The 23,132-nt window shown below is 30.6% G+C and carries 19 protein-coding genes and 1 pseudogene; 4 read left to right on the forward strand and 16 right to left on the reverse strand.

Annotation, left to right across the window (positions count from 1 at the left end; genetic code table 11):
- Nucleotides 1–89 precede the first annotated feature (89 nt).
- The 4 genes from KPL51_RS12035 to KPL51_RS12050 all read right to left on the reverse strand — a co-directional run bounded on the left by KPL51_RS12035 (nt 90) and on the right by KPL51_RS12050 (nt 2,655).
- Entirely contained in the window at nt 90–1,103 is a 1,014-nt protein-coding gene (locus KPL51_RS12035; RefSeq protein WP_216161592.1) for an IS4 family transposase, read from the reverse strand.
- A 235-nt stretch (nt 1,104–1,338) separates the two neighbouring features.
- The gene (locus tag KPL51_RS12040) at nt 1,339–1,557 is read right to left on the reverse strand and encodes a hypothetical protein (RefSeq protein ID WP_216161595.1); all 219 of its coding nucleotides are present in this window, start codon (nt 1,555–1,557) and stop codon (nt 1,339–1,341) included.
- Between the two features lie 178 nt (nt 1,558–1,735).
- Nucleotides 1,736–2,179 (reverse strand): ImmA/IrrE family metallo-endopeptidase, encoded by a 444-nt coding sequence (locus KPL51_RS12045; RefSeq protein WP_224853509.1) that lies wholly within the window; start codon nt 2,177–2,179, stop codon nt 1,736–1,738.
- A 23-nt stretch (nt 2,180–2,202) separates the two neighbouring features.
- The gene (locus tag KPL51_RS12050) at nt 2,203–2,655 is read right to left on the reverse strand and encodes a helix-turn-helix domain-containing protein (protein WP_216161598.1); all 453 of its coding nucleotides are present in this window, start codon (nt 2,653–2,655) and stop codon (nt 2,203–2,205) included.
- A gap of 386 nt (nt 2,656–3,041) precedes the next feature.
- Here KPL51_RS12050 and KPL51_RS12055 point away from each other — a divergent pair, with 386 nt between their 5' ends.
- Nucleotides 3,042–3,632 (forward strand): sigma-70 family RNA polymerase sigma factor, encoded by a 591-nt coding sequence (locus KPL51_RS12055; RefSeq protein ID WP_216161603.1) that lies wholly within the window; start codon nt 3,042–3,044, stop codon nt 3,630–3,632.
- 140 nt (nt 3,633–3,772) lie between these two features.
- Here the strand turns inward: KPL51_RS12055 and KPL51_RS12060 are convergent, their stop codons facing one another.
- From KPL51_RS12060 to KPL51_RS12070, 3 genes are all read right to left on the reverse strand, one after another.
- Nucleotides 3,773–4,849: an HD-GYP domain-containing protein gene (locus tag KPL51_RS12060; RefSeq protein ID WP_216161606.1), complete on the reverse strand. Its 1,077-nt coding sequence runs from the start codon at nt 4,847–4,849 to the stop codon at nt 3,773–3,775.
- Nucleotides 4,850–5,213: 364 nt separating this feature from the next.
- Nucleotides 5,214–5,828: an SLAP domain-containing protein gene (locus tag KPL51_RS12065; protein ID WP_216161609.1), complete on the reverse strand. Its 615-nt coding sequence runs from the start codon at nt 5,826–5,828 to the stop codon at nt 5,214–5,216.
- Between the two features lie 158 nt (nt 5,829–5,986).
- Nucleotides 5,987–7,984 carry a cell wall-binding repeat-containing protein gene (locus tag KPL51_RS12070; protein WP_216161612.1) on the reverse strand — a complete coding sequence of 666 codons (1,998 nt, stop codon included), beginning with the start codon at nt 7,982–7,984 and terminating at the stop codon, nt 5,987–5,989.
- 613 nt (nt 7,985–8,597) lie between these two features.
- Between KPL51_RS12070 and KPL51_RS12075 the strand changes: the two genes are divergently transcribed.
- Nucleotides 8,598–9,008, forward strand: coding sequence for a hypothetical protein (locus KPL51_RS12075; RefSeq protein WP_216161615.1), 411 nt, complete (start codon nt 8,598–8,600; stop codon nt 9,006–9,008).
- 520 nt (nt 9,009–9,528) lie between these two features.
- Here the strand turns inward: KPL51_RS12075 and KPL51_RS12080 are convergent.
- The 4 genes from KPL51_RS12080 to KPL51_RS12095 form a co-directional block, all read right to left on the reverse strand.
- Nucleotides 9,529–10,335, reverse strand: coding sequence for an SLAP domain-containing protein (locus tag KPL51_RS12080; RefSeq protein ID WP_216161620.1), 807 nt, complete (start codon nt 10,333–10,335; stop codon nt 9,529–9,531).
- A 117-nt stretch (nt 10,336–10,452) separates the two neighbouring features.
- A complete protein-coding gene (locus tag KPL51_RS12085; RefSeq protein ID WP_216161624.1) occupies nt 10,453–10,704 on the reverse strand; it encodes a hypothetical protein in 252 nt (83 codons plus the stop codon).
- Nucleotides 10,705–10,772: 68 nt separating this feature from the next.
- Complete coding sequence (locus tag KPL51_RS12090; RefSeq protein ID WP_216161627.1) at nt 10,773–11,066, reverse strand: hypothetical protein; 294 nt, start codon at nt 11,064–11,066, stop codon at nt 10,773–10,775.
- Between the two features lie 253 nt (nt 11,067–11,319).
- Nucleotides 11,320–13,797 (reverse strand): carboxypeptidase-like regulatory domain-containing protein, encoded by a 2,478-nt coding sequence (locus KPL51_RS12095; protein WP_216161630.1) that lies wholly within the window; start codon nt 13,795–13,797, stop codon nt 11,320–11,322.
- Nucleotides 13,798–14,170: 373 nt separating this feature from the next.
- Between KPL51_RS12095 and KPL51_RS12100 the strand changes: the two genes are divergently transcribed.
- Nucleotides 14,171–15,487 carry a hypothetical protein gene (locus KPL51_RS12100; RefSeq protein WP_216161633.1) on the forward strand — a complete coding sequence of 439 codons (1,317 nt, stop codon included), beginning with the start codon at nt 14,171–14,173 and terminating at the stop codon, nt 15,485–15,487.
- Nucleotides 15,488–15,644: 157 nt separating this feature from the next.
- Here KPL51_RS12100 and KPL51_RS12105 read toward each other — a convergent pair whose 3' ends face one another.
- Both KPL51_RS12105 and KPL51_RS12110 read right to left on the reverse strand, forming a co-directional pair.
- Nucleotides 15,645–16,265, reverse strand: coding sequence for a hypothetical protein (locus KPL51_RS12105; RefSeq protein ID WP_216161636.1), 621 nt, complete (start codon nt 16,263–16,265; stop codon nt 15,645–15,647).
- A gap of 209 nt (nt 16,266–16,474) precedes the next feature.
- Complete coding sequence (locus KPL51_RS12110; RefSeq protein WP_216161640.1) at nt 16,475–18,370, reverse strand: C1 family peptidase; 1,896 nt, start codon at nt 18,368–18,370, stop codon at nt 16,475–16,477.
- Between the two features lie 289 nt (nt 18,371–18,659).
- Here KPL51_RS12110 and KPL51_RS23510 point away from each other — a divergent pair.
- Nucleotides 18,660–19,438 (forward strand): annotated as a pseudogene (locus tag KPL51_RS23510) (IS66 family transposase); the annotation flags it as partial.
- 237 nt (nt 19,439–19,675) lie between these two features.
- Here KPL51_RS23510 and KPL51_RS12120 read toward each other — a convergent pair.
- From KPL51_RS12120 to KPL51_RS12130, 3 genes are all read right to left on the reverse strand, one after another.
- Nucleotides 19,676–19,870 carry a hypothetical protein gene (locus KPL51_RS12120; RefSeq protein ID WP_216161643.1) on the reverse strand — a complete coding sequence of 65 codons (195 nt, stop codon included), beginning with the start codon at nt 19,868–19,870 and terminating at the stop codon, nt 19,676–19,678.
- Between the two features lie 49 nt (nt 19,871–19,919).
- Nucleotides 19,920–20,288: a hypothetical protein gene (locus KPL51_RS12125; protein WP_216161646.1), complete on the reverse strand. Its 369-nt coding sequence runs from the start codon at nt 20,286–20,288 to the stop codon at nt 19,920–19,922.
- 230 nt (nt 20,289–20,518) lie between these two features.
- The gene (locus tag KPL51_RS12130; protein WP_216161649.1) at nt 20,519–23,125 is read right to left on the reverse strand and encodes a hypothetical protein; all 2,607 of its coding nucleotides are present in this window, start codon (nt 23,123–23,125) and stop codon (nt 20,519–20,521) included.
- Between the last annotated feature and the right edge of the window lie 7 nt (nt 23,126–23,132).

Raw genomic sequence — 23,132 nt, forward strand, 5'->3', positions numbered from 1 at the left:
GACTAACTCACCTTTAAATATTTTTCCTCTTATTTCCGAAAAAAATTCTTTGACAATAGCAAAAGATTTTATCTCACTAATTTCCTTTCTTATATGTTATGAAGCTGTTCTTTATCAATTGTTTCAGCAGAAATATTTGTAATATAAATGTTAATAGAAGTCCAATAAGTGTTTTTATCAATATTCTTTTTACTTTTCCTTTTTGCAACCTTCAAAAAGTTTTCTTCTCTTTTTTTCTTGTATTCTGCAGTTAATTTAGTTACAATTAACCTGGTTTTAAATTTAGTAATTTTACCAATATAGATATCTAAGAGTTCAATAGTCTGGCCCTCTACGAGGGGCTTTACTATTTCTTCGATATCTATTCTTTTATATAACGTATCTTTTCTTACCTTTCCATTACTCATTATTTCTGGAGTATCATTTTTTATATACATTGCAGTAGTACTTTTAATTTTAGATAAATAATATGCCCCACATTTTTCTATATATTTAAAGTGTTCTGCTTTAAAGTACCCCAAATCTTTTAAATGCAAATCATTTGGTTCAATTCCTTTTTCCAGTGTTGGCAAGTAATCTGCATCATTTGATACCCCTTCTATTACATCACATTGAATAAAATTTCCGGTGAAAAGTTCATATTCTAATTGGATTTTTGCGGCAGCATCAGAGGAGCTTCCACCGCTCCCTCTATATGTTGATTTCAGATTTTCAGGAAGAGGTATAGTCGTTGAATCTACCACCTTTATTGATTTAAAAAGTGTCCTTAATAAAGCATTATCATTTCTTAAAATTCTATTTTGTTTTTCTAACATTTGTTGAAATACAGTCTTTAAAAAGGCTACTGATTCTTTATTAAAGCGTTGGTCCAAAGCTTGGGGCGATATAGTTATATCTTCCATCGCGCCTATTCTAGTGCTTAGTTGTAACAAGCTTGATCTGCACAAATCTTCACCACTAAATAGACATAGTGATAAAAATATTTCTACTGTTATTTTACTGTCTCTTTTAATAAATTTTGTATTGAGAGCTATCTTTTTAATAAAATCAATAGAATATAATTCTTTTAATATTTTTAGTAGTTGCTTTAATCTTTTGTTCATTTGTTTAGCATCCCTTCATTAATATATTTATTGTTTATATACTAATTTTATAATATTTAAGGCTAAAACAAAAAACAAAGAGTATAAAATTATCCTATATATGTAATAATTAGCTTGTTTAATAAAAATAAATAAAAAAGCTAGTAGATTCAATTACATTAATTGGTTCTACTAGCTTGATGGCTATGGGGTCTGACCCCTTTTTAAGTTCATATATTTTGTGGTTTCCTAATTGCTAGTGGATTAGATTCTTTACTGCATCCCTTACATATTCTACATCAAAATCATTTATCTCCGCAATATATTCTATAGAAAGCCCTTTACTGTATTGTTTCAATATCAATTGTTTAATTCCTTCTTTCGCTTTTTCTCTTTCTTCTTCTCTGCCTTCTTCTCTTCCTTCTTCTCTTCCTTCTTGCTTGTAGTGCAATTTCCTAATTTCGTCTATATTCAATTTAAATGCACCTCCTCTTTCCCTTTTATATTCTTCATATTTCTTTTCAAACACAATGTCTTCAGTTAAAAATAAGTATCGTAAAAAATCTACTAATGCTTTTATTTGATTATCGTTTTTAACTTTATTATCTGCAATGCAGGCAGGAGTATTAGTCAGACTCAGTATCCATAAGATATTAGGGTCTTATGCTACTGGCATATTTAAGATAAAAGAATTCAACAGGTATATTATGCAGGACTGCAATTTGTTCGAGGCTATATTCAGGGTATTCTTTTAATATTTCATTAGGAATAAGAAGTTCAGCTGCAAAAATATTAGCTTCACGTTCAAATTTATCTTTTACACAAAAGGTGTGTTTTTGGAGAAATACTATATTTAATTTAGAGTGAAGTATAGCATGTCCAAGTTCATGACTACATACTATTTTTCTATTTAAATAATCTAAGTTATTATGAATATGTATTATTTTAACTTTAGGGCATGCCTGATAGAATCCCCTAGTACGCATTCCCAAGTCTTCATACATAATCACTATCTTTAGGTATTCTGCTAATTCAAAAGGGTCACTAGTTTTATATTTTTTCATCAGCTGTTGCGCTGTATTCCGTACATGCTCCAAATTAAAACCTCCAAACTATAATTTTAATCTTTATTACTTGTATATTTTTTGGGTGTATATTTCTTTTTGTTTGAAATTTTAGCATACTCAAGCCCTGCTCTTATGGCTCTCGCTAAAATCTCTAAATCCTCTTCGTCTAATATATCACCATTTAACATTATTGCGTCCTGGGATTTAATCATTTCCAATGTGTGATTTAATAACTTACCAATATCTCGTTCATTGCTTTGGCTTAAACTAGGTATAAATTGCTGACTTAATCCATCGCCTCGTATATCCGTTCTACCCAATAAATAGTCCATAGAAACCATAAAAAAATCAGCGAAGGCTTGCAATGCTGGATTTTCAGGTACTTGAGCATTTTTCTCATATCTAGATATTGAACTTTTATTTATAGAAAAATTCTGAGCAAGTTTGTCTTGGGTTAATCCTTTTTCGATTCTTAATTTTTTAAAACGTTCACCGAAGGTTGTCATAAAATCACCATCCTGTATTTATTATCTCATAAATTAAGCAAAATGTAATTATATGTTACTAAAAAAAATAAATTTTATTTTTCTATTGACAAGTTGCGTTTAAAACAATAAAATGTAATAAAGACAGTGTGTAAAAATAATACATATAAGTAATATTTATATATTAGCTTGTTGTTTAAACATTGTTTATGAGCACTCATTTACGAATATTGTAATTTTTACTACATTATAATACCTTCACTGTAAATCACAGTGAATATTTTTTAAGAGGTAAGTTGTTTTAAAAACATTATATCATAAAATTAGTACTAATATTGTGGAATTCTTAAAAAATCAATCAGTGTACAAGCAAGTACACTAGATATTACAAGGTGGTGTATTTTATTATGGAAGAACTAGTAGAAAAGGCTAAAACTAAAGATGTCACGGCTACAGAAGAAATCATAGGAAAATTTAAATATCTCATATTTAAGGAGACTTCAAGATATCACATTCCAGGTTATGAACTAGAAGATTTGGTGCAACATGGTTATCTATCTGTTATAAAAGCCATAAATATGTACAAGCTAGGCAGCAACAGCTTTAACGGATACTGCATAAATTCTATAAAAATGAATTTTAAAGCACTTTTAAAAGGTCAGATAAAACATTTTAGAGAGGTTCCAAACAATGAAATGCTAGATTTTGATACTTCAGAAGATTATGAATTTACCTTAGAGGACGAAGTAATTGCGTATGATGAAGTTAAAATGCTATATACAGCTCTTGATAAACTTAATCCCTTAGAGCGTGATATTATAGAGAGATATTATGTTTTGGACCAGTCCCTAGGAGAAATAGCCTGTGATAGTGATAAAAGCTACCATCAATTTGCAAGAATGAAAAGAAAAGCCCTAGAAAAACTAAGAACACTTATGAAAATTGATGCCCCTGAATTCAAAACTCACAAGTTAAATAATTTAAACACAAAAAAATAAAAATAAAGAAGGACAGAAATGTTATACTGTCCTTCTCCTCATGTGATAGCTGTAAGGATTATTATCTATTCCAAACCCATTTAATTTATCCTTTATAATAATAATCTCGGTTCCAATAGTATGTTTATGAAATCGCATCATTAGTATAATAATGCATCTGACACAGCTGTTATAGTAACATTGTAGTTTGATTCTTTAAGGTTCATTAAGTAAGGTATCACTAATTTATTACCAGTCTTTACGATCTTAATTAAAGGTCTTAAACAATAACTCGAATAATTCTCAACAACTATTCCTATTAAATCATTGCTCAGTTTTACACAGGTACCTATTGGATAGGGTGCTATCTTCTTAGAAAAAATTTTTACTAACCGATGATCAAACAAAGTACCACTGCTACCCATAATAAGTTCAACACCTTCAGATGGTAATACCCCTTTTCTATAAGGCCTATCTGATATAAGTGCATCATATACATCAGCAATTGTTATTATACGGGCAAATAGCGATATTTTTTTTCCCTTTAATTTTAATGGATAGCCTGTACCATCGTACTTTTCATGGTGCTGATATATTCCCATATAAACTTTAGTGTCTATATCTAAATTTTCTTTTATGTATCTATAACCATTTTCTGAATGTTGTTTAATTATTTGAAACTCTTCATAAGTTAATTTTGCAGGTTTATCTAATATTTCATTAGGTGTATATATTTTACCCATATCATGTAATAAAGCGGATAGGCCTAATAAATATAGTTCTTTTTTTTCAAATTTTAGAGCTACACCTAATACAATTGATAATACACAAACATTTACTGAATGATAAAAAGTGTACTCACTTGCTACTTTTAGATCTATCATATTTACCATTAAATCTTTATTAAATAATATTTCATCAACAATATCACCCATTGATTTTTCTATAATCTTAAGATAGGTTTGTATCTCTTTTTTTTTCATATTGGGCTGCATTAAATTTTTTACTGATTTTATTGTTTTAATCTTTAAATCTTCGTTAATAATCTCCATTACAGTAATGTCTTCAGATAGTTCATCGATAATGTATAGCCCACAGTAGCCTAAAGCAATTAATTTTTTTATATATGACGGACGAATAAGTGCTTTTTTAGTTAAAAGAACTTCTCCATTATCGCCATATAATGTTTTGCCTAAAATCATTCCTTCTCTAATATATATAATTGGTATATATCTCATTTTACTTCACCTCAAATGTATGAAATGTTTAAATTTTTACAGTAACATTTTTAAAATACTATATTATATCTTTCGAACTTTATGTATAAAACTTTAGTATTCAACATAATATTGTAATATTAGCTTTTATATGTTAAAAATCACACGAATCATGTTGTAAACTTAAAAATGTCATTTAGCTTTTCTTCTGCTATGGAATCATCTCTCCATTGCTTTTATTCTTCCATCATATATATTTTTTCTAAATCATATCCATATAACTTTTAAAAAAATAAAAACTACCCAAATGCATCGCTATGCAGTTGGGTAGTTTTCTAATCTGGCTGTCGCCAAGCTTTTTTTGTTTTTTTCTCTTTATTTTTATCTATTCCATTTCAAAAGTAACAGTCCAAGTTGTTAAATCCACTTCTTGTTCATTAAGAAGTGCCTTTTCTATTTGCACTTCACATATTGCTATTTTAGAAGGACTAATTGTTTTATTTATGTCTATAAGGCCAACTGTTATAACTTTATCCTTTGCATCTTTTAATTTAAAAGGAAACTTGTCTATAGTCATTTCACTCTTACTTCCATTATACATTAATAGTATTACTTTTAAGTCACCGCTATTAGTTGTTTCAACACTAAAAAGCACCATCCTTGAGTCATTATTTTTAACAATTTCCCTTTCGGAAAATTCTAATATTCTAACAAGCTCTAAATCAGTTAAATCATCTGAGATTTTTTCAAATCCACCCTTTATCGATTTTTCAATAAGAATTTCTCTGGGATTTTTTACAGAAGCTTTCTCTAATTTTTCATCTATTTTATTCTCTTCATGTACATTTAGTATTTTACCATCTGGACAAATCTTATAAATAAAACTATTAGTTAAATCTCTCTTAGATAAATCCTCAGTGGTAATAGTGACTAACCCATTTAATTTATCCTTTATAACAATAGTATCATTTCCACTCTTTTGTTTATTAATATTACTCATATTGTATGTTCCTCTCCCGAATAATAGTTTTTAATTTTAAAATAACCTTCTATTCAACTTTATTATATCATATTATTTCCATAAAAAAAGCACAAGATTCAACTGTATCTTAATAATTCTACATGTATTCCAAAATAACCCAGGGGCCTGACCCCACCCTATTTTTTAAATAATATATTTACAGTTGCATCACTTACTGCTCCTTGTTGACCAAATATATAAACATTATTAACCTGTGGAAGTTTTCCACTTATATAGTTGGTTGTTATATTCTTTAAATTACTATCATCTACAAGAACTATAGCTGTAGAATTCATTGCTGCTATTGCTGATCCTGAAAGAGCATCAGGGAAATCTTTTCCTGTAGCTACACAAATACTTTTAAAATTTATATCACTCTCAAATCTCTTTATTATATTAATGTTTCTCTCGTACTGGTCACTACCAACTATTCTTTCTATGCTAGAAAACTTATTTGCTACATAATTACTTATTAAGTCAGTATCACCTAATATATATGTCTTGGTAAAAGACTTATTGCTTATAAATGTATTTGTAGGATCAGGTAATGCATCTTTATTAGTTAATATTATAGGAATCCCTTTTTTAGCTGCAATAGATGATGCTGATAGAGCATCTGCATATTGCATACCATTGGTTACCATGATTTCTCCTGATACTACACCTAGCTTTTCAGCTATTTTAATGGAGGTTTCAAATCTATCAGCACCACCAAGTCTTTCTGTAGCTATGCCCATTGTATTAAGTTGGTTTTCAATGCTTTGAGTTACAACTCCAGTACCACCAGTTATAAAAATATGAGCTACACTTAATCTTTTAAGCTCAGTTATTACAGTTTGTGGTATTGAATTTTTATCTGTCAAAAGAATTGGTGCATTATATTTTTTTGCAAGTGGTGCAGCGCTTAGAGCATCCGGATAATCATTGCCTGTAGCAAGTACCGCATAACTTGAAGTTGTTTTCCAGCCTGACTGAGATATAGCAGTTGCAGTTTGGTATCTATCTGCTCCGCCAAGCCTTATAATACTTATATTACTTGCAGCATTAACAACAACTATACAACTTGCAGTCTTATATCCATCTGCACTTGTAGCTGTAATAATTGCACTTCCTGCACTTACAGGGATTACCACTCCATTAGCTACCTTTGCAATAGCAATATTTGAAGAGGACCATGCTATATTTTGATTTGAAGCAGTAGATGGATTTATAGTAGCAATTAAAGTATCTATTGATCCAAGATTTAAAGTATCCGAGGTTTTATTTAAACTTATCGAGGTTACTTTTGAGCCTACTGTTCCTGAACTATTAACAATAACACTACAGCTTGCTGTCTTACTCCCATCAGCAGTTGTTGCTGTAATTGCAGCAGAACCTGCACTTACTGCAATTATTACACCATCAATTACTTGTACTTTACTTGTATCTGAAGAGGCCCAGGTTACGACTTGATTTGTTGAAGTTGGCGGATTTACAGATACCGTTAAAACATCTGAACCTCCAACTGTTAAATAATCTGAGGTTTTATTTAAATTTATTGATATTACAGGGCTAGTAACTTTAACAACGCAGCTTACAATATTAGTCGCATTAGCTGAAGTTGCTGTAATTACTGCAGTACCTGCTCCAACTCCAAATATTACTCCATTAGCGACTTGTACTATAGCAGTATTTGAAGAGGCCCAAGTTACATTTTGACTTGTCCCAGTATTCTGATTTACAGTGGCTATTAAAGTCTCATTACCAAAAATGGTTAATGCAGTTGAAGCTTTGTTTAAACTTATAGATGTATCTGCTTGACTTACAACAACCATACAAGATGAGGTTTTATATCCATCTCCTGTAATCGCCGTAATTAATGCAGTTCCAGGACTTACTGCCACAACTACTCCATTAAATACCTTTACTACATTAGTATTAGAGGATGTCCAAGTAACAGCTTGGTTTGTTGCAGTTGTTGGATATACAGTTGCTATTAAAGTATCAACTCCATTAACTGTTAAAGCATCCGTCATTTTATTTAAACTTATTGATGTTACGCTAACTACAGTATCTGCAAATACCTGCACATTCATAGCTTGTAATAAAAAAACCATCATAAAACAGATAATAATAATTGAACGTCTTTTTTTCATAATAATTGCCCCCCATAATAATTAATTCCATTAATATCTATATTAACACAAAGTATTCCATTGTAAAACTAATTTAGTCCCTATTTGTTAACAATTTACTTAATAAAATCTACCTTTGAAACAGTAGGGTATAATGTTTTATCCCAGGTATGATCTTTACTAATTTCATTATCTGTTAAATTAAAATAAGAATGTGATCGTATAGGCTTAGATGAAGAATGATCATCCTAGGTCTTTATAACTTTTCATAAGCTGTACCTCCATCCTACATTAAGTCTCCATTACTTTGTCTAGGATACTGAGTTGATTAAGTATTTCCTCATGCATTTATTTTATCAGAATATTACATTTAATTCTATACTATTTATTAATTACTATAATTATCAAAACATACAATAATTTCATCAACTTCTAAAACAGCTCAATCGGCTCTCCCTTGTTTTTTGGGGCTGTATTGATGTAGAAATTGCTGTGGGGCTTGCAAGCAAATAGGGTCAAATCCAGCAGAACTTGTGGAAATAAAAGGGCTAATCCCACAGTTTCAATGAATAGTCAATGTGGAAAACTTGACATTTTGTCTAATTATGACTAAAATTTCAATGAGGTGATTTTTTTGAAAAAATTTATATATATTCCAATGATACTAAGTATATCAATATTGTTTGTTGCATGTGGTGCTAAAACTCCTGCTAATGCTAATAAAACTAACACTACAATACCTACTGCTATTAAGGTAACTTACACTAAGAAATTAGCATATTTACCATCATATAACGGAGTACAACCAACCCAGTACACTGCTGCATCCAAAAAATCAGCTCTTGCTACTTCGAAATATACCATAAAAAACACTACAGATTCAAAAGTATTTCAAGATTATGAAAATATTTTAAAAAAAGATGGATGGACTATTACAAGTTCAAAAAAATATGTTAGTATTTTTGCAAAAAAAGACAAACATATAGCAAATATTGTAATCCAAAAATACAATAAAGATGTACTACTACAAGTTATGTCAAAATAGGCTATTAATGTTTCCCCTGCACTAACCTATTTTGTATAAGTAACTTTAGACCAATTGGAAATTAGTATGGAAATTTATTTCTATACTAATTTTTTATTTTTGGAAATTTAGATAATTCAAAACCTTACTCATTTATTGAGATTAGATGCCTATGGTATTTCTCCTTTCTATTTTCCTATATGTTCCTTGGGGTACTTTTCATCATATATGAAATTACTACATCATTATAGTCTCCGAGGCTTTTCGCGAGCGATGTGAGCTTTCTATTATTATCATTTTTGAAAATAAATATTTAGCATTCTTTATTGCCGCTTCTATTCTTTCTTTTGCAGTGAACAGAAAAAAAGAACCGCCACCTAAGTGACAATCCTCTATTCTTTTTGCTTTCTGATATTCCCCCGGGTGGTTTCGTGAGCGAAGTTAACCTGATTCACAAACATATCTATACTACTTGCCTTATAATTCATATTTAATTCTAGAAACACAATAATATCTTATAATACATATTTTTTATTAGAAATTACTCATTAAAATATATAGCTAAATTATCTATATTACAACCTTTTTCTAAAAGCTGTTCAGCTTTAAACTCTAAATTAAAAAATTTTGCTTTTAATGAATTAATCTCAATATTACTTGTATCAAAGGTACCTACAGCTACTATTTTAGCATTATCTATATTTTTAATAGTAACTGGTATCTTTTCAACTTTAATCTTTTTATCTGATGCATTTCTCACTATTATTGATATTTTCAGCTCTCCGCTCTCACCACTTAGAATTTTATATAATGATACATTAACATCCCCTGAAGTAATTGGCAACATTTCATTTAAATATTTATGTAATTTTTTAAATTCTGAATCATTAGGTACATTTTCAAATTCTATATTAGCACTATTATATGCTTTTATATTTGTATCAAAAACTATATGTAATCCATCTTTCAAAGCTATTGTATCAATAAATATATTCTTTTTATCAAAATATAGTTTCCAAGGTACTGCAGAGTACGGTGGTATATTTCCTACTTCTCTAAGTTCAAAAATTTGATTTGCCACAACTTCGTCTTTTGAATTAAGTATCATAAGTGGAAGCTTGTCAAAATTAATTTCTTTGGAAAGGCCATTTCTAAAATAAATGCCTACTTCAACCTTATCACCTAAATCAAATACATAAGTAGTATTTATATTTATGTCTCCTTCATTCATATCCGGTAAACTTTCTAATTCTTCTCTATAAAATTCTTTTTTAGCATCTGCGTGTGCAGCTTCATGCCCGTCATTTAAGTATAGTTGTAATTTAGCTTTGGTTCCATCAACCTTCATAATTGTCCTCCTATAATAAAATATTGGATTTTTTATTTACTTATCAACTATCACCTTGGGTACTAAAATATTAGTTCAGCTAGTTAATAATATCGCGCAAATTTTTATAATACTCTTTTATTTTTGTATAAATACAACATTATAAGTATTTTTCCCTAAAACTACATTTATTTTAGAATTTTTATTTGCATTTAGAATCCTTAATTGTCTATCTGAAATTTCATATGATTTCTTATCTACTTGTTTCCCATTTAATAATACATTAGTGACATCTTTTTCTGATAACCCCTTAAAATCAGCAGTTATATATTCTAAACCCAATAATTTTCCAGCTTCTGCTGATAACTGATCTTCTTTTACAGGAATCACCTCTTTAACTATATCCTTGCCACCTTCTTTTACATCTACAATTAAAGGTATCTCCTTATATTGACTCTTTAACTCTTTAGCATATTGCTTTCTATCACCTTAGCCTGATCTTTTGTTGTATTTTCTTTCAACGTAACATTAGCCACTACAACATCAGCCTTTAAATAAACCTCACTACTTGATACCTGTTTTTCATTTGTTATTTCTTTAGTCATTTTCTCATGCTTAACAATTTTATTAGGCACCGTAGGTGGCTTAACTGCTGAATTGCAAGACCTAACTATTGAAAATGCAATACCTATTATTACAACTAAACTAATAATTACAGCTATAATAATTTTATTTGTTTTAGTACTACTCATACGGTAGCTCCATGATAATTAATTTCACAGTTAATTATACTATTATTAGAGTTTTATTACAATGGAAACACACAACTTGCAATTATTCATTCGGTAGATGTCCTATAAGATATATATACTAATAAACATTTCTAGTCCGATTCTTCATGAAAAAGAGAAGAACATTTCCACAATTGTCCTTCTCTATTTGTTTTATTTTGTTATTATATCCAATTTATCTCATTTATTGCTTGTGAACATAGTCAATCTGCTCCTATAAAACTTCTTCAACCTTATAAGTTTTAGCATTATCTAAAGCAGTTATTGCCGTTCCTGTTAATGCTTGCGCTAATTCTTCCGCATCTTTTTTGTCAGTTTTTGCTACACTTAAAGTTCCATCAGATAATACTCCATAGTAGTTAATTCCATCTGTTACTACATATTTAGTTGTTGCTGTCAATCCTGTTATTGTAGAGTCTCCAGCTATTCCTAATGATTCTACTTCTAATGTTACTTCTGAAGCTTTTATTGCTTCTACCTCTTCTGGTATCACTTCCGGTACTACTTCTGGTACTACTTCTTGTACTGCCGGTACTACTACCGGTACTACTACTTCATCAACTTTAGACGGTTTAATTTTTTTTGGGATACCTAATGGTGTCATTCCATAATTATAAGGCTCATCAATCATCCAAGTTGGTCTCGTATTACTCATTTCATTTACTGGTGTAACTGTGATATTAGATCCATTTCCACTTACATTCATTTTAAATACTGTCCAGTACATTTCATTGCCATAACCTGTTGGCACATAGAAAGTATTATCAGCCGTTGCACTGTTACCTTTGAATACTTTAACTATCGCTCCCGAATTTCTTAAAGATGAGTCTCCAGAATACTCTCCAGAAAAATTGTGTACATCGAAAATATATTGTCCATCTACTAACTTATGAATAGTTGTAGTTTCCGGTCCATATGACTCCATATCATCCCAATCAAGATCAACGTAATTAGTATCAATATAAGTATATTCCTTATTATAAAATGCAGTATGGAATTTATCACCATCTGGAGTTGGACCAACCAAATGAGAATCCTCATCATATGGCAATTCACCCCAAGTAAGTACGATCTTTACTTCGCTTGTACCTGCGGTTCTAATAATAGTCTCATTTTGATCTGATAAAATTGTGTCTGATGGTACCACTACATATATATATCCCGTTATAAACCCATACCCTGTAATTTCACCAGTAAATTGTCCCGTTGGAAGACTAATGAAATAATAACCATAATCATCTGTTGTTGTTTCTTTTGCAACAGTCCCAGTGGTGTTATTAATCCCACTTCTAAATTTAATGGTAGCATTTGCCGCTCCAGCTCCGTTAGTGTCAGTAATTCTTCCACTACATCCAGTAGCTACTACTGCTATTTCATTTGATGTCTTTACTTCTCCTATAAGCTTTGTTGTATAATGAGAAGGACCTACCGTTACTTTAAACATCTTTCCTGCATTTTCAGCACCAGATATAGTTGAAAATGTCAATTTTGAGCTTGACTCATCATAATTAATATTTGACAATTCAACTAATCCGCCGTTAATAGTTGCAGTTATATTAAAATCATTTGCTGTTAATCCTGAAACAAAATGATTAAAATTTAAAGAAACACTGTTCATTGTAATTTCTGAAATTGATGTAATTGAAGCATTAGTTACAGATGAATAACTCTCTGATATTTCTTGTCCATTTACATTAATTGATGCACTTCCATTATCAAATACTAAATTCTGCGGTCTAGCGGATAATATTGAACCGCTTGCTCCAACATTTATTCTTGCACTACCTATTGCACCTTCACCAAAAATTGATGTTACTGCATTTAATATCATATTATCTACTGTCGTTCCTTGTGGAAGTGTAATTCTAACCTGTGAAGCTCTTGTATTAATAGTTTCAAATGCTCCAAGTAATTCAACCATTGGTGAATTCACTTGAGAATTTTGAACACTATTTGTAATATTTATATTGCTAAATCCAATAGCATTTCTACTTAAATTATTTTCTTCTATGGTTGCAGTACTTTCAAGTTGAACTTCTGCTACTATAGTACCACCTTCTGCTACTAATCTTACTCTACCATCATTTTTATTTACAATTATAGTAGCAAGAACAGAATCAATTAAATGTACACTGTTTTCTCCACCACCTTTAACAATTGTCGTGCCTTCAACAGTAACATTTTTTAATATTAAATCTCCATCTCCAATATTTTCTCCAAGTATTAAATCACCTTTTATAATCATGTTCTGTAATATTATATTTTTACCTGTAGCTGTCACTTTCCCATTTATAGTTAAATTAGAATTATCTGAACCATATGTTCCTGCATGACTATAAACTTGATCTTTATTCTGAACGGTTATAGGAGCTTTTATAACCACAGTCTCTTTGATTTTATTTTGTTTCTCTAGAAGAGACATATTTGAATTAGCAAGCTCATTAAATACATCATTTGCTTTATTAACTTCATATAAATTATTATTTACTTCATAAGAAGATGCACTAGGATCTCTTACTATGTTAAAAAACGTTGGTCTATCATTAATTAATATAAATGCTATTCCCCCCTTATTTACTCCATTAACCCAAATATCACCGTTTTGTGCATGTGCTTGTATTGGTATAAACATTAATAGCAATACTAAAATAGCAGTTTGAATAGATTTAATATAATTCTTATTGTTACGCATTGTTTTCCCCCCCATATATATTTTAAACTGTCCTTCATGTAATGGAATCTAATTTTAAGAGATGCCTTTTTCTCATTACAAAATTATATATTCTGATGGCAATTTTTAGTATTTAGTCTCCTTTCATACAATCTTTTAATAAACTACATAAGTATATTTTACTTTATTTTTATTGTAAAAACAATCTTTAAATACATTAATATTGATTATATTTAAATATTTTACATTACATTCGTAAACTTATTTATACACTAATTGCTTAAAAATATTTTTTAAAAATATTTTTATTGTAACAATTAAAAGGTATTTATAAACTTTAATAGAATTTTATAGTAGTACAAAATATAACTTCAAAGTACGAGGGGGAATATAAATGACTAATAAAAAATTATATAGGGGGTTATCCACGTTTGCAATGTCTGTACTAATTGTATGTTCTGTTAGTAGCATTGTTTATGCAAAAGATGGCGACATATACAACACAGATAATACAAACTTAGGAGGCATAGGTAACATATTACTTCACAATAAATCAGCTATTTTTAATCTGATAAAAAACATAGAAACATATGAATATGAAGTAGCTAATAAACTATATGCAGCATCACAGGTAAATGAACAATTTATTAAGAATCCTGATGCAACAGTGGTGGCAGTACATGCAGCTGTAAAAGCAAACCTTATACCAATAGTTGCTGCTCCAGGAACCGTTGCATCAGTTAGCGCTATTAGTGTTAATAGCTTCAAAATAGTATTCAACCAATCGCCAGCAGATACTTCAAAAATTAATTTTTCAGTATTAAAAGGAACAACTCCAATAACTGTAACAACTACCTGGAATACTGCTACCACAGAAGCTACCGTGACTAGTTCATCAGATTTACAAATTGGGAGTTATACAGTTAATGTGAAAAATGATACTGTAAGTATTGGAACGTCAAATGTAACTATTTCGGAGCATAAAATAGCTAAGATTAATATAATTTCTTCTGAACTAGAAATTAGTAATACTATAATTGGTACTACTACAACTCAGATTGGACATGCAACATATCAGATATTAGACCAATATGGAATTGATATTACAAATTCATCTTTAGCTCAAAGTATTACATGGACATGTGGAATAGGAAATGCTGTTGGAAGTAATGGATTATTAATAATTACTCCATTTAGTGGTGCTACTAATTTATTAACTTCTTATACAAATACCACAATAAATGCAATTGATGGGATTACAAAAGTTACGGCAACTTCTAATGTATCCGTTATGTCACCCCGTAAAATAGGAGAAACAGTTACAGTACACGATAGTGTCTGGGGGACTTATGAATTAACAATAAGTAATGTTGAGCTTACAAGTGAAAGAAACCAATCTTCGAAAACTATTCCGGCAGAAGTATATAAGGTTACTTATACATATAAACTATTATCAAAAGTATCCGCAACAAGCATGGGATTATATATAAATGGATTTGATTCCTCTATAGATAGTACTAATGAATTAGGTGAAACATACCCTAATAATATAAATAAAATTCCAAAAGAGCTATATCTTGTTGGTAATTCGTGTACTGCTGAAACTTTCATAGGTGTAGATAACCCAACAACTAAATTGATTTTAATAAAAAAATACTCAACAAATACCGGTAGTAATTTTGTGACATTTACTATTTCAACAAATAAATAACATTTTTCAATGAGTAATAGCTATTAATAAATTTCATCAATAAAAAAATCCTCAATATGATATTAATATCATATTGAGGATACTATTTTACTTTCATAAACTTATGCTGTAAAACTAATTACAATCTAGACTTATTGTCTAAAATCTTATAAGCCTTTTATTTTTTTATAAATACAACATTATAAGTTTTCTTTCCTAAAATAACTTTTATTTTAGAATCTTTATTTGCATTTAGTATTCTTAATTGTCCATCTGAAATCTCATATGAGTTCTTATTTAGTTGTTTTTCATTCATTAATACTTTAGTGACATCTTTTGATAACAACTCTTTAAAATCAACAGTTATATATTCTATCCCCAATAATGTTCCAGTCTCCGCTGCTAATTGATCTTCTTTTACAGGAATAAGTTCTTTGACTATATCTTTGCCTCCTTGTTTCACATCAACAATTACAGGTATTTCTTTATATTGGCTTTTTAACTCGTTGGCATATTTAGTAGCTAATACTTTAGCCTCATCTTTTGTTGTATTTTCTTTCAACGTAATATTAGCCACTACAACATCAGACTTTAAATAGACCTCACCACTTGCTACCTTCTTTTCATTTTTCAACTCTTTGTTCATATCCTTATGCTTAACTATTATAGTAGGGTCTTTTGGTAGCTTAACTGATGAATCGCTATTCCTTCCCATTAAAAATACACCACTCGCTATTATAGCTAAACCAATTAATACGACTAAACTAATTTTAATTTTGTTTGCTTTTATGTTACTCATAATTTACCTCCATCGCTAGTTAATTCCAAAATTAATTATACTATCATTAACACCTAAGTACAATAGAAATACACGGATTACATTATTTGTAATTTAATTTAAACTTATTGATGTTACATTAACTATGGTACTTGCAAATACATATACATTCATAGTTAGTAATGAAATATCCATCATAAAACAGATACTATTAATTAATGGACCTTTGCCTAATTTACAATCATTTTTATAAGTAGATTTTCATCATTTAGATTAATATTGCTAGTGCTACTTACTTTATATATCTTTGTCTCTCCTTCGCTTATGTCGCCGTCTCGTATTATAACTTCCTCTATGCCACCCTTCACAAAATATATAGTTACTTTGCCACTTTCATTTGCCTTTACAGTGATTCCCACTTTATACGTACTCTCACCAAGTTTGTACCTTTCTGCATCTGCGGCTACTAACTTTGACTTCTTTACAAAATCTGTACTTGAAGAATCCTTCGGTTGCTGTCCTTTATATGGAATAATTTCGACACTGTAATTTCCCTCAGGAGCTATATTTCCTAATCCATCTTTACCATCCCATCTGCATATGTTGAGTCCTGTAAATCCTTGATTGTTTGCTAATTCATTTATGATTGTGTCATTTTCATCTTTTACTTTTAAGTCATATCTTCCACTGCCAGTACAGTTAATTTTAAAATCTACAGTATCTTGTACTTCTACCTCTAAATTTTCTTTAACCACTTTACTTAAATCAATTTCTGCTGATACGGCACTCGAAGAAGAAATACTATTAAAGGCTTGAAAATATCTCTTCACATAAGTTTGTGTTTGTAATTTTTCTGTGTATTCTCCACTGTTTACATTAGCAATAACATTAAAATTCTCATCTAAAACCTTGTATCCACCAGCATTTGTTACGTTGTTCCAAGTAAACTTCAACGTATCTTCTGATACTAAATTTGGAGTTACCGTCCCCATTTCATCTACAATTTCACCATTTATAAGATCCGTAAAGACAAACCCTTGAAGTGTTGCTTTTGCAAATGCTGCATAGGTCATATATGTATATCCTGCTTGTCCCCAATTCGTTCCATAGGAATTAATAATTTTAAAAGCACCATAACCCTCTGGAGTCTCCAAAGTATCATCATAACCTACTATTACAACTGCATGTCCCCCTAATGTGTAATTTTCTGTGGTAACTATACTAGTCCCCTCCGACAAAATAAGAGGGTACATCCACTTAAACCCCACGTTTATACCTACTATCGGTAAATCACCTGTATTCAAATATTCTTTTGTCTTTTGTATTATGTAATCTGAAGAATCATTATTGGTATAGAGCACATACCAATCTCTTATTTTGTTTATTCCTGATTTTCGAATTACTTCACTGCTTGGTTGTGTTAAGTAATCCTTTGCCACATATGGAAAGTCATATAGTGTAGCAGCTCCTTCACTTTTCAATAAATCTCCTGCATCATTCAGAGTTGCACCTTCATCAACACCACCATTAATTTGATTATATAAAAAACTAGGACTAAAAATATGTTTTGAATTACTTCCTACAAACCATCCAATATCTTTTGCCTGCTGAAAAGTTCTAAGATAATATCCTGCTGCCCATGCAACGCAACTATTTTCCTGTTGATTTCCTATAGGTGGAAAATAACCTAAATTAGAATAGTCTAATTTAGAAGGGAGCTGATTTAATTTAAGTTCATTGGCTTTCAACTTATCCTCTAATGCTTTTTCCACTGAATAATTTTTGCTTAGATTTTTGTCCTCCTTCAATCCTGTATATGGCAGTTGAGCAAAGTCACTTTGTATCTCTACCCATTTGCTATCTTTTTTCTGTAATATTTTTTTATAATACTTATCATCATTTTTAGTAAATATCTCTATCTTATCTGTAGATAAGGCCCTTGTATCTAATAAGATTTCTCCACTTTTAAGTGGATATAGTTGCGGCTCCCCTGCCAATAAGACTTGTTTTGTTAACAAAGTTTCACTACTTTTAGTAGCATTTATTTTATTTGCATAAACATTCAAAACCTTTAAACATAATAATGCAATAAGTACAATAATTACATTTTTTATTGCTTTTCTCATTACTTCTAACTCCTTAACAAATTATTTTTCAGACTAGTTCTAAGATCCCCTTCATTTCATTGCCTTACCGCTTTTAAATATAATGTAAATTAACCCTATTAACACCTCTAAATTTATTATATTTACTTAATTCAACAAAGAACCACAATTACCCTTTATAATTTATTAATAAGCAATAAATGCTTATTAGTATTAATCTTCAAATCGACCCTATTCTATTTCTACTATCATTAAAATAATATGTTATTTTGTAAATGATTAAACGTAAGCGATTGAACAAACACCGTAAGAAGCTATATGTAAAATTTGTGGCAGTGAAGTTAAGATAATAAGAAAGAAAAAAGTAAGATCTGAAATGGATTATATCCCAGCGAAGCTAGTAATGAAAGCCTACTTCTAATATCTATACAAATGCATTGAATGTGAAAAAAATTATACCAATCCATATGATTCTATATCCTGAGCGCCTGTACCAGCACCTGTGCTTTCGCACTCTTTTGCATCGCCCTCATGTGTGGCATGGGTAATGTATAAAAAGTATATAATGTCAGTACCACTATATCGCCAGGAAAAAGACTTAAAAGAATGGGTGCTGAGCTTAAGAGAGACATGATGGCAAACTGGGTGATGCGCAGTTCTGAATATTGGCTTATGCCTCTATATGAGAAAATGCACAAGAAATTGTTGAAATGAGGTGTTATCATGAGTGATGAAATAACCTGACAGGTAAATCACGAGGAGGGAAAAAAGACATCAAGCAAATCTTACATTTGGATACATAGAAGTGACAACTGTGAAGGTCCTCCCATAATTTTATATAAATATACTAGTAGCCGTTCAGGTGATCATGCAAAAAAGTTCCTTGGAGGTTTTCATGGTTATCACGTAAGTAATGCATATGCTGGATCTGAAAAGGTTGAAGGAATTACACGACGTCTTTACTTTAGCCATCTAAGAAGATATTATCTTGAAGCTATACTCCTGGATTCTGGTAAAAAAGAAATTTCAGAATCGGGCGCATCCATTGGACGAGCTTATTGTGATAAACTCTTTAGATTAGAAAGAAAATGCATCGAGAAGATTATGATTATTGTAATTTGATATATGAATGTCTTTATGAAGAAGTCATCGCTATATGTAATGAGCTATCAGATTCTGAATTTAAGAAACTTATTCAAAAACAGTATAACTATATAAAGTAAATTGCAAAAGAAGGATTCTATTAAAAAACAATCTTCACAGCTTTGATGTGTAACTTGTTTTTTAGGATACGATATGTGTTCCATCGCTTACTGATTAAACTTCCTAAATAAGGATACTCACTGAATATATTACTAAATTCAGTGAACAGTGAAGTATTATATTATCTATGCCACCTAAATTCGCATTATCTTTCCATATATCTTCATCTTTTGCATAAGCAACTACACTGAGTGAAGACATGATTATTGTAGCTATTACAAACTTTGAGAACCCCCTGAATATTTTTTTATTTATCATTTTTATATTTTACCCTAATTTTTATTACTTTAAGACTCAGAATTTACTGCTACTCAATCGACTTAACCGCAAACCCATCTGGTACCGCTTCTTGAACATCACCAGTTGGTGTAAGGCTTGCTTTTATATTTGAATGTACTATTCCTATTGCTGAACCAGGAAGACTATTAAATTTGTCATTCACATCACTTGCATCATACATTTTACCGCCAACCTCATATTTGTATGTATTCATGCTACGTATCATAGTAAAAAGTTCTGACTTATGGCGAAGTAATATATTACCTATACTTCCTAAGTTCTCACTAGCTTTGTTGTATATGTCACCATCCGCCGCATATACAGGTACACTAACGGAAGCTGCAATTGTTACAGCTATTGCAAACTTTGATAATACCACGCATAATTTCTTATTCATAATTTTCATTCCTCCTAATTATTGTCTTGGCCACGTTATTTGGGTAATAAACGGTTCTTCAGTATAGCAGTAGAAGGACAGACCCACAGCTGTCCTTCTATTATCCTTTTATTTGATTGTCTTTACTTATTAATAAGCTTGCCGAATCTACTTTCTGTTTGCTACCTTTTGCAAGAAATTCACTCTTACCAATAGATGTTTGGAGATGACTGGAAGTCAGACCCTTGGCACTAGGGAATAACTACTGTAATACTTCTAGTACTTGCATCTGTCTTTGTATTGGCACTTATAGTTTTACTTGTCACAACAAATTTACCACTCCATGCATTTGTTGCTATGTCATAAGTTGATCCATTGTCAATTGTTACTGTGTAATTCACTGAATCAACCGCTGCATTTGCTAATGCTAACATTGCTGATTCAATATTAGTTTTGTCATTAGTTGTTCCAGAAGGTACTGTTTTTACTATTGCATCACTAACCTTAGCAATCTCTGCTGTTGCCCCTACTGTTATGTCTTCTACTTTGTATGTTTCTCCATTTTTTAATTCTGTTATTACTGAATCTGAATTAGCTTGTAAGTATTCGGTTCTAGTAGTAATACCCGTTCCAATAATTACTTTATATTTCATATTAGGTGTCAATCCTACAATCCCATTGTGCCATGCCACTCCAAATGAATCGGCAGCTAGGATAACCATATCATTAGAAGCATTCCCAGCTTTATCCTTCACAGCAATAGGCATAAATATGCTTGCCATTCCATTGCTAATAGTTGCAGTGGTAATATTAGCAGTGGCAAATGTAACACCAGCTGTCATTTCAATTATAACCGTTCTATTATCTCCCTGTAAAACCACACTCTTAGGAGTATAATCACTGAAAATTGTTCCATCAACATTTCGACTTCTTATTATCCAATTAGCTCCTGTTCCAAAGGATGTTCTGTCTATTGGTTCACTTGATATATATGTTATTTTTGAAGAATCTACACTTATTGAGTGCATACTTGGTCTTATACCATCTCCTACTATATCTTTCTTAGAAACAGATGAACTTATTATTTTTGAAGCTGCTCCCGTAATAATTGCATCAGTGCTAACTGCTCCTTGTGTAGCTTGTATAGCAGCAGTATTATTGACTAAATCTATGCCTGATGTAATTATATTTGAAAAGTCGTCGTCTTCTTTTACTGTATAACCAAAAACAATTTCATCTTTTGTACTGAGAGTGGCATCATAAGTAGCTTTACCAATGCTACTAGTACTAGTGCTAGTAGTGGTATTTAATTTTAAAACAGGACTACCAACCACAAAAACAGGTTCACTAAATTTAATTCCTATTTTCATAATCTCACCTATTTTATATAATGATGTGTCATCTATTGCTACAACATCTGTAACTACACAGGCCTTATTCTTGTTAATCGTCTTAGTTCCTGTAACTGTTACATTTGTTAATATGCAATCTCCAACACCAGTAACATTTACCGTAAGGTCTCCATTTATAGTTATATTTCTTAATTCATAAATATTAGCATCACCATCACCAACTATAACATTGCCAGTAATTGTTGATCCATTTCCATCTAAAACAATTTTTCCAATAGTTGATGATGGTCTTACTAATTCCACATCCTGGCTTGGTTTAATAGTAAATGCAGACGAAAATCTGATATATTGAACATTAACATCGCTTAATGCATTAGCAAGAAGGTTTACTGCATCATCTTGACTCAGACTATTTGATATAACCCTTGTATCATTTGTATTTGGATACACCACTTTAATTGAATCTAAATTAGTAGTGTAGGCTGTTAACATTGATATAAGTGTTGCTGGAGTTTTCATTAAATCATATAGGGTAATTGTTTTATTTGAACTCGTACTTGTTTTTGATACGTAGTTAGAAACAATCTCACCCTTTACGTCCACTAATTTTTCCGTTTTGCTAAAATCTTCTAAGAACTTTCCGTTAATATCAAAAGCTATTATACTAATTGTATATTCTAATCCTGTGTCAATATCAAGACCTGCTTGTCCGGTTGTAAATCCACCAAAACTTGCACTTGGAAAAAGTTCCTTTTTATCTAATACAAGCCCTGTGGAAGAAGTAACTGAAACTTTTAATCTTTTTACTGCAGCATCAGTTTTAACATCAATATTAGTTAATCTTGGATATGTAGTAGTAATAGGTGTATCATCTGTGGGTGGTATAATCAATCCATCCTTTTTATGTATAGTCTCAATTGAAGTTATACATTTTTTAGGTACAATAATGCTGATGTCTCTTGGAGAATTATACTCAAAAATGTTTGCATTTAAGTTATCTGCACTATTATTCATAAATATAGATTGAAAACCATTTGAAAGATCTGTTGAAGAAAAAGGCAATACAAAATCCGTTAACGGAATGTAATTTCCGCTAAACTTTAAGGCATCTTTTTCTATTTTTATTGCATAATTTGTAACACTAGGATCTAATTCTCCAATTTCAATACTCAAAACTTTACCAGTTGGGGTTGATGGTGTAATCGCTGATATCTTAAGATCTCTCAATACCGTACTAGGAGTTTTCTCAATCGTGCTTCCAATAGTTTCGGTCTGATATACCGTGATTTTTCCTGCTCCAAACGCAGTCATATCATAATCGAAGCTTACATTTATTGTGTTTATTGCAGTTGTAGTTGTGCCTGTGTTTGTTGTAATTGTTTTTGGTGTATAAGTATAAGGTACCGCAGCATACACTGTTGTCACTAAAAATAACGAACTAAACAAAAGAAAAATGGCAAATAGTTTTACATTGATTGTTTTTTTCTTGAAAATACTTAAATACATCTTAATT

Origin of the sequence: Clostridium bowmanii (assembly GCF_018861315.1) — a bacterium.
Classification (GTDB): Bacteria; Bacillota; Clostridia; order Clostridiales; family Clostridiaceae; genus Clostridium_AD; species Clostridium_AD bowmanii.

Bases quoted from the DNA above. Each gene is read 5' to 3' on its own strand.
- KPL51_RS12055 (WP_216161603.1), top strand. From the start codon at position 3,042: ATGGAAGAACTAGTAGAAAAGGCTAAAACTAAAGATGTCACGGCTACA.
- KPL51_RS12035 (WP_216161592.1), bottom strand. From the start codon at position 1,103: ATGAACAAAAGATTAAAGCAACTACTAAAAATATTAAAAGAATTATAT.
- KPL51_RS12130 (WP_216161649.1), bottom strand. From the start codon at position 23,125: ATGTATTTAAGTATTTTCAAGAAAAAAACAATCAATGTAAAACTATTT.
- KPL51_RS12060 (WP_216161606.1), bottom strand. From the start codon at position 4,849: ATGAGATATATACCAATTATATATATTAGAGAAGGAATGATTTTAGGC.
- KPL51_RS12105 (WP_216161636.1), bottom strand. From the start codon at position 16,265: ATGAGTAACATAAAAGCAAACAAAATTAAAATTAGTTTAGTCGTATTA.
- KPL51_RS12110 (WP_216161640.1), bottom strand. From the start codon at position 18,370: ATGAGAAAAGCAATAAAAAATGTAATTATTGTACTTATTGCATTATTA.
- KPL51_RS12095 (WP_216161630.1), bottom strand. From the start codon at position 13,797: ATGCGTAACAATAAGAATTATATTAAATCTATTCAAACTGCTATTTTA.
- KPL51_RS12050 (WP_216161598.1), bottom strand. From the start codon at position 2,655: ATGACAACCTTCGGTGAACGTTTTAAAAAATTAAGAATCGAAAAAGGA.
- KPL51_RS12070 (WP_216161612.1), bottom strand. From the start codon at position 7,984: ATGAAAAAAAGACGTTCAATTATTATTATCTGTTTTATGATGGTTTTT.
- KPL51_RS12090 (WP_216161627.1), bottom strand. From the start codon at position 11,066: ATGAGTAGTACTAAAACAAATAAAATTATTATAGCTGTAATTATTAGT.
- KPL51_RS12120 (WP_216161643.1), bottom strand. From the start codon at position 19,870: ATGATAAATAAAAAAATATTCAGGGGGTTCTCAAAGTTTGTAATAGCT.
- KPL51_RS12080 (WP_216161620.1), bottom strand. From the start codon at position 10,335: ATGAAGGTTGATGGAACCAAAGCTAAATTACAACTATACTTAAATGAC.
- KPL51_RS12100 (WP_216161633.1), top strand. From the start codon at position 14,171: ATGACTAATAAAAAATTATATAGGGGGTTATCCACGTTTGCAATGTCT.
- KPL51_RS12125 (WP_216161646.1), bottom strand. From the start codon at position 20,288: ATGAATAAGAAATTATGCGTGGTATTATCAAAGTTTGCAATAGCTGTA.
- KPL51_RS12065 (WP_216161609.1), bottom strand. From the start codon at position 5,828: ATGAGTAATATTAATAAACAAAAGAGTGGAAATGATACTATTGTTATA.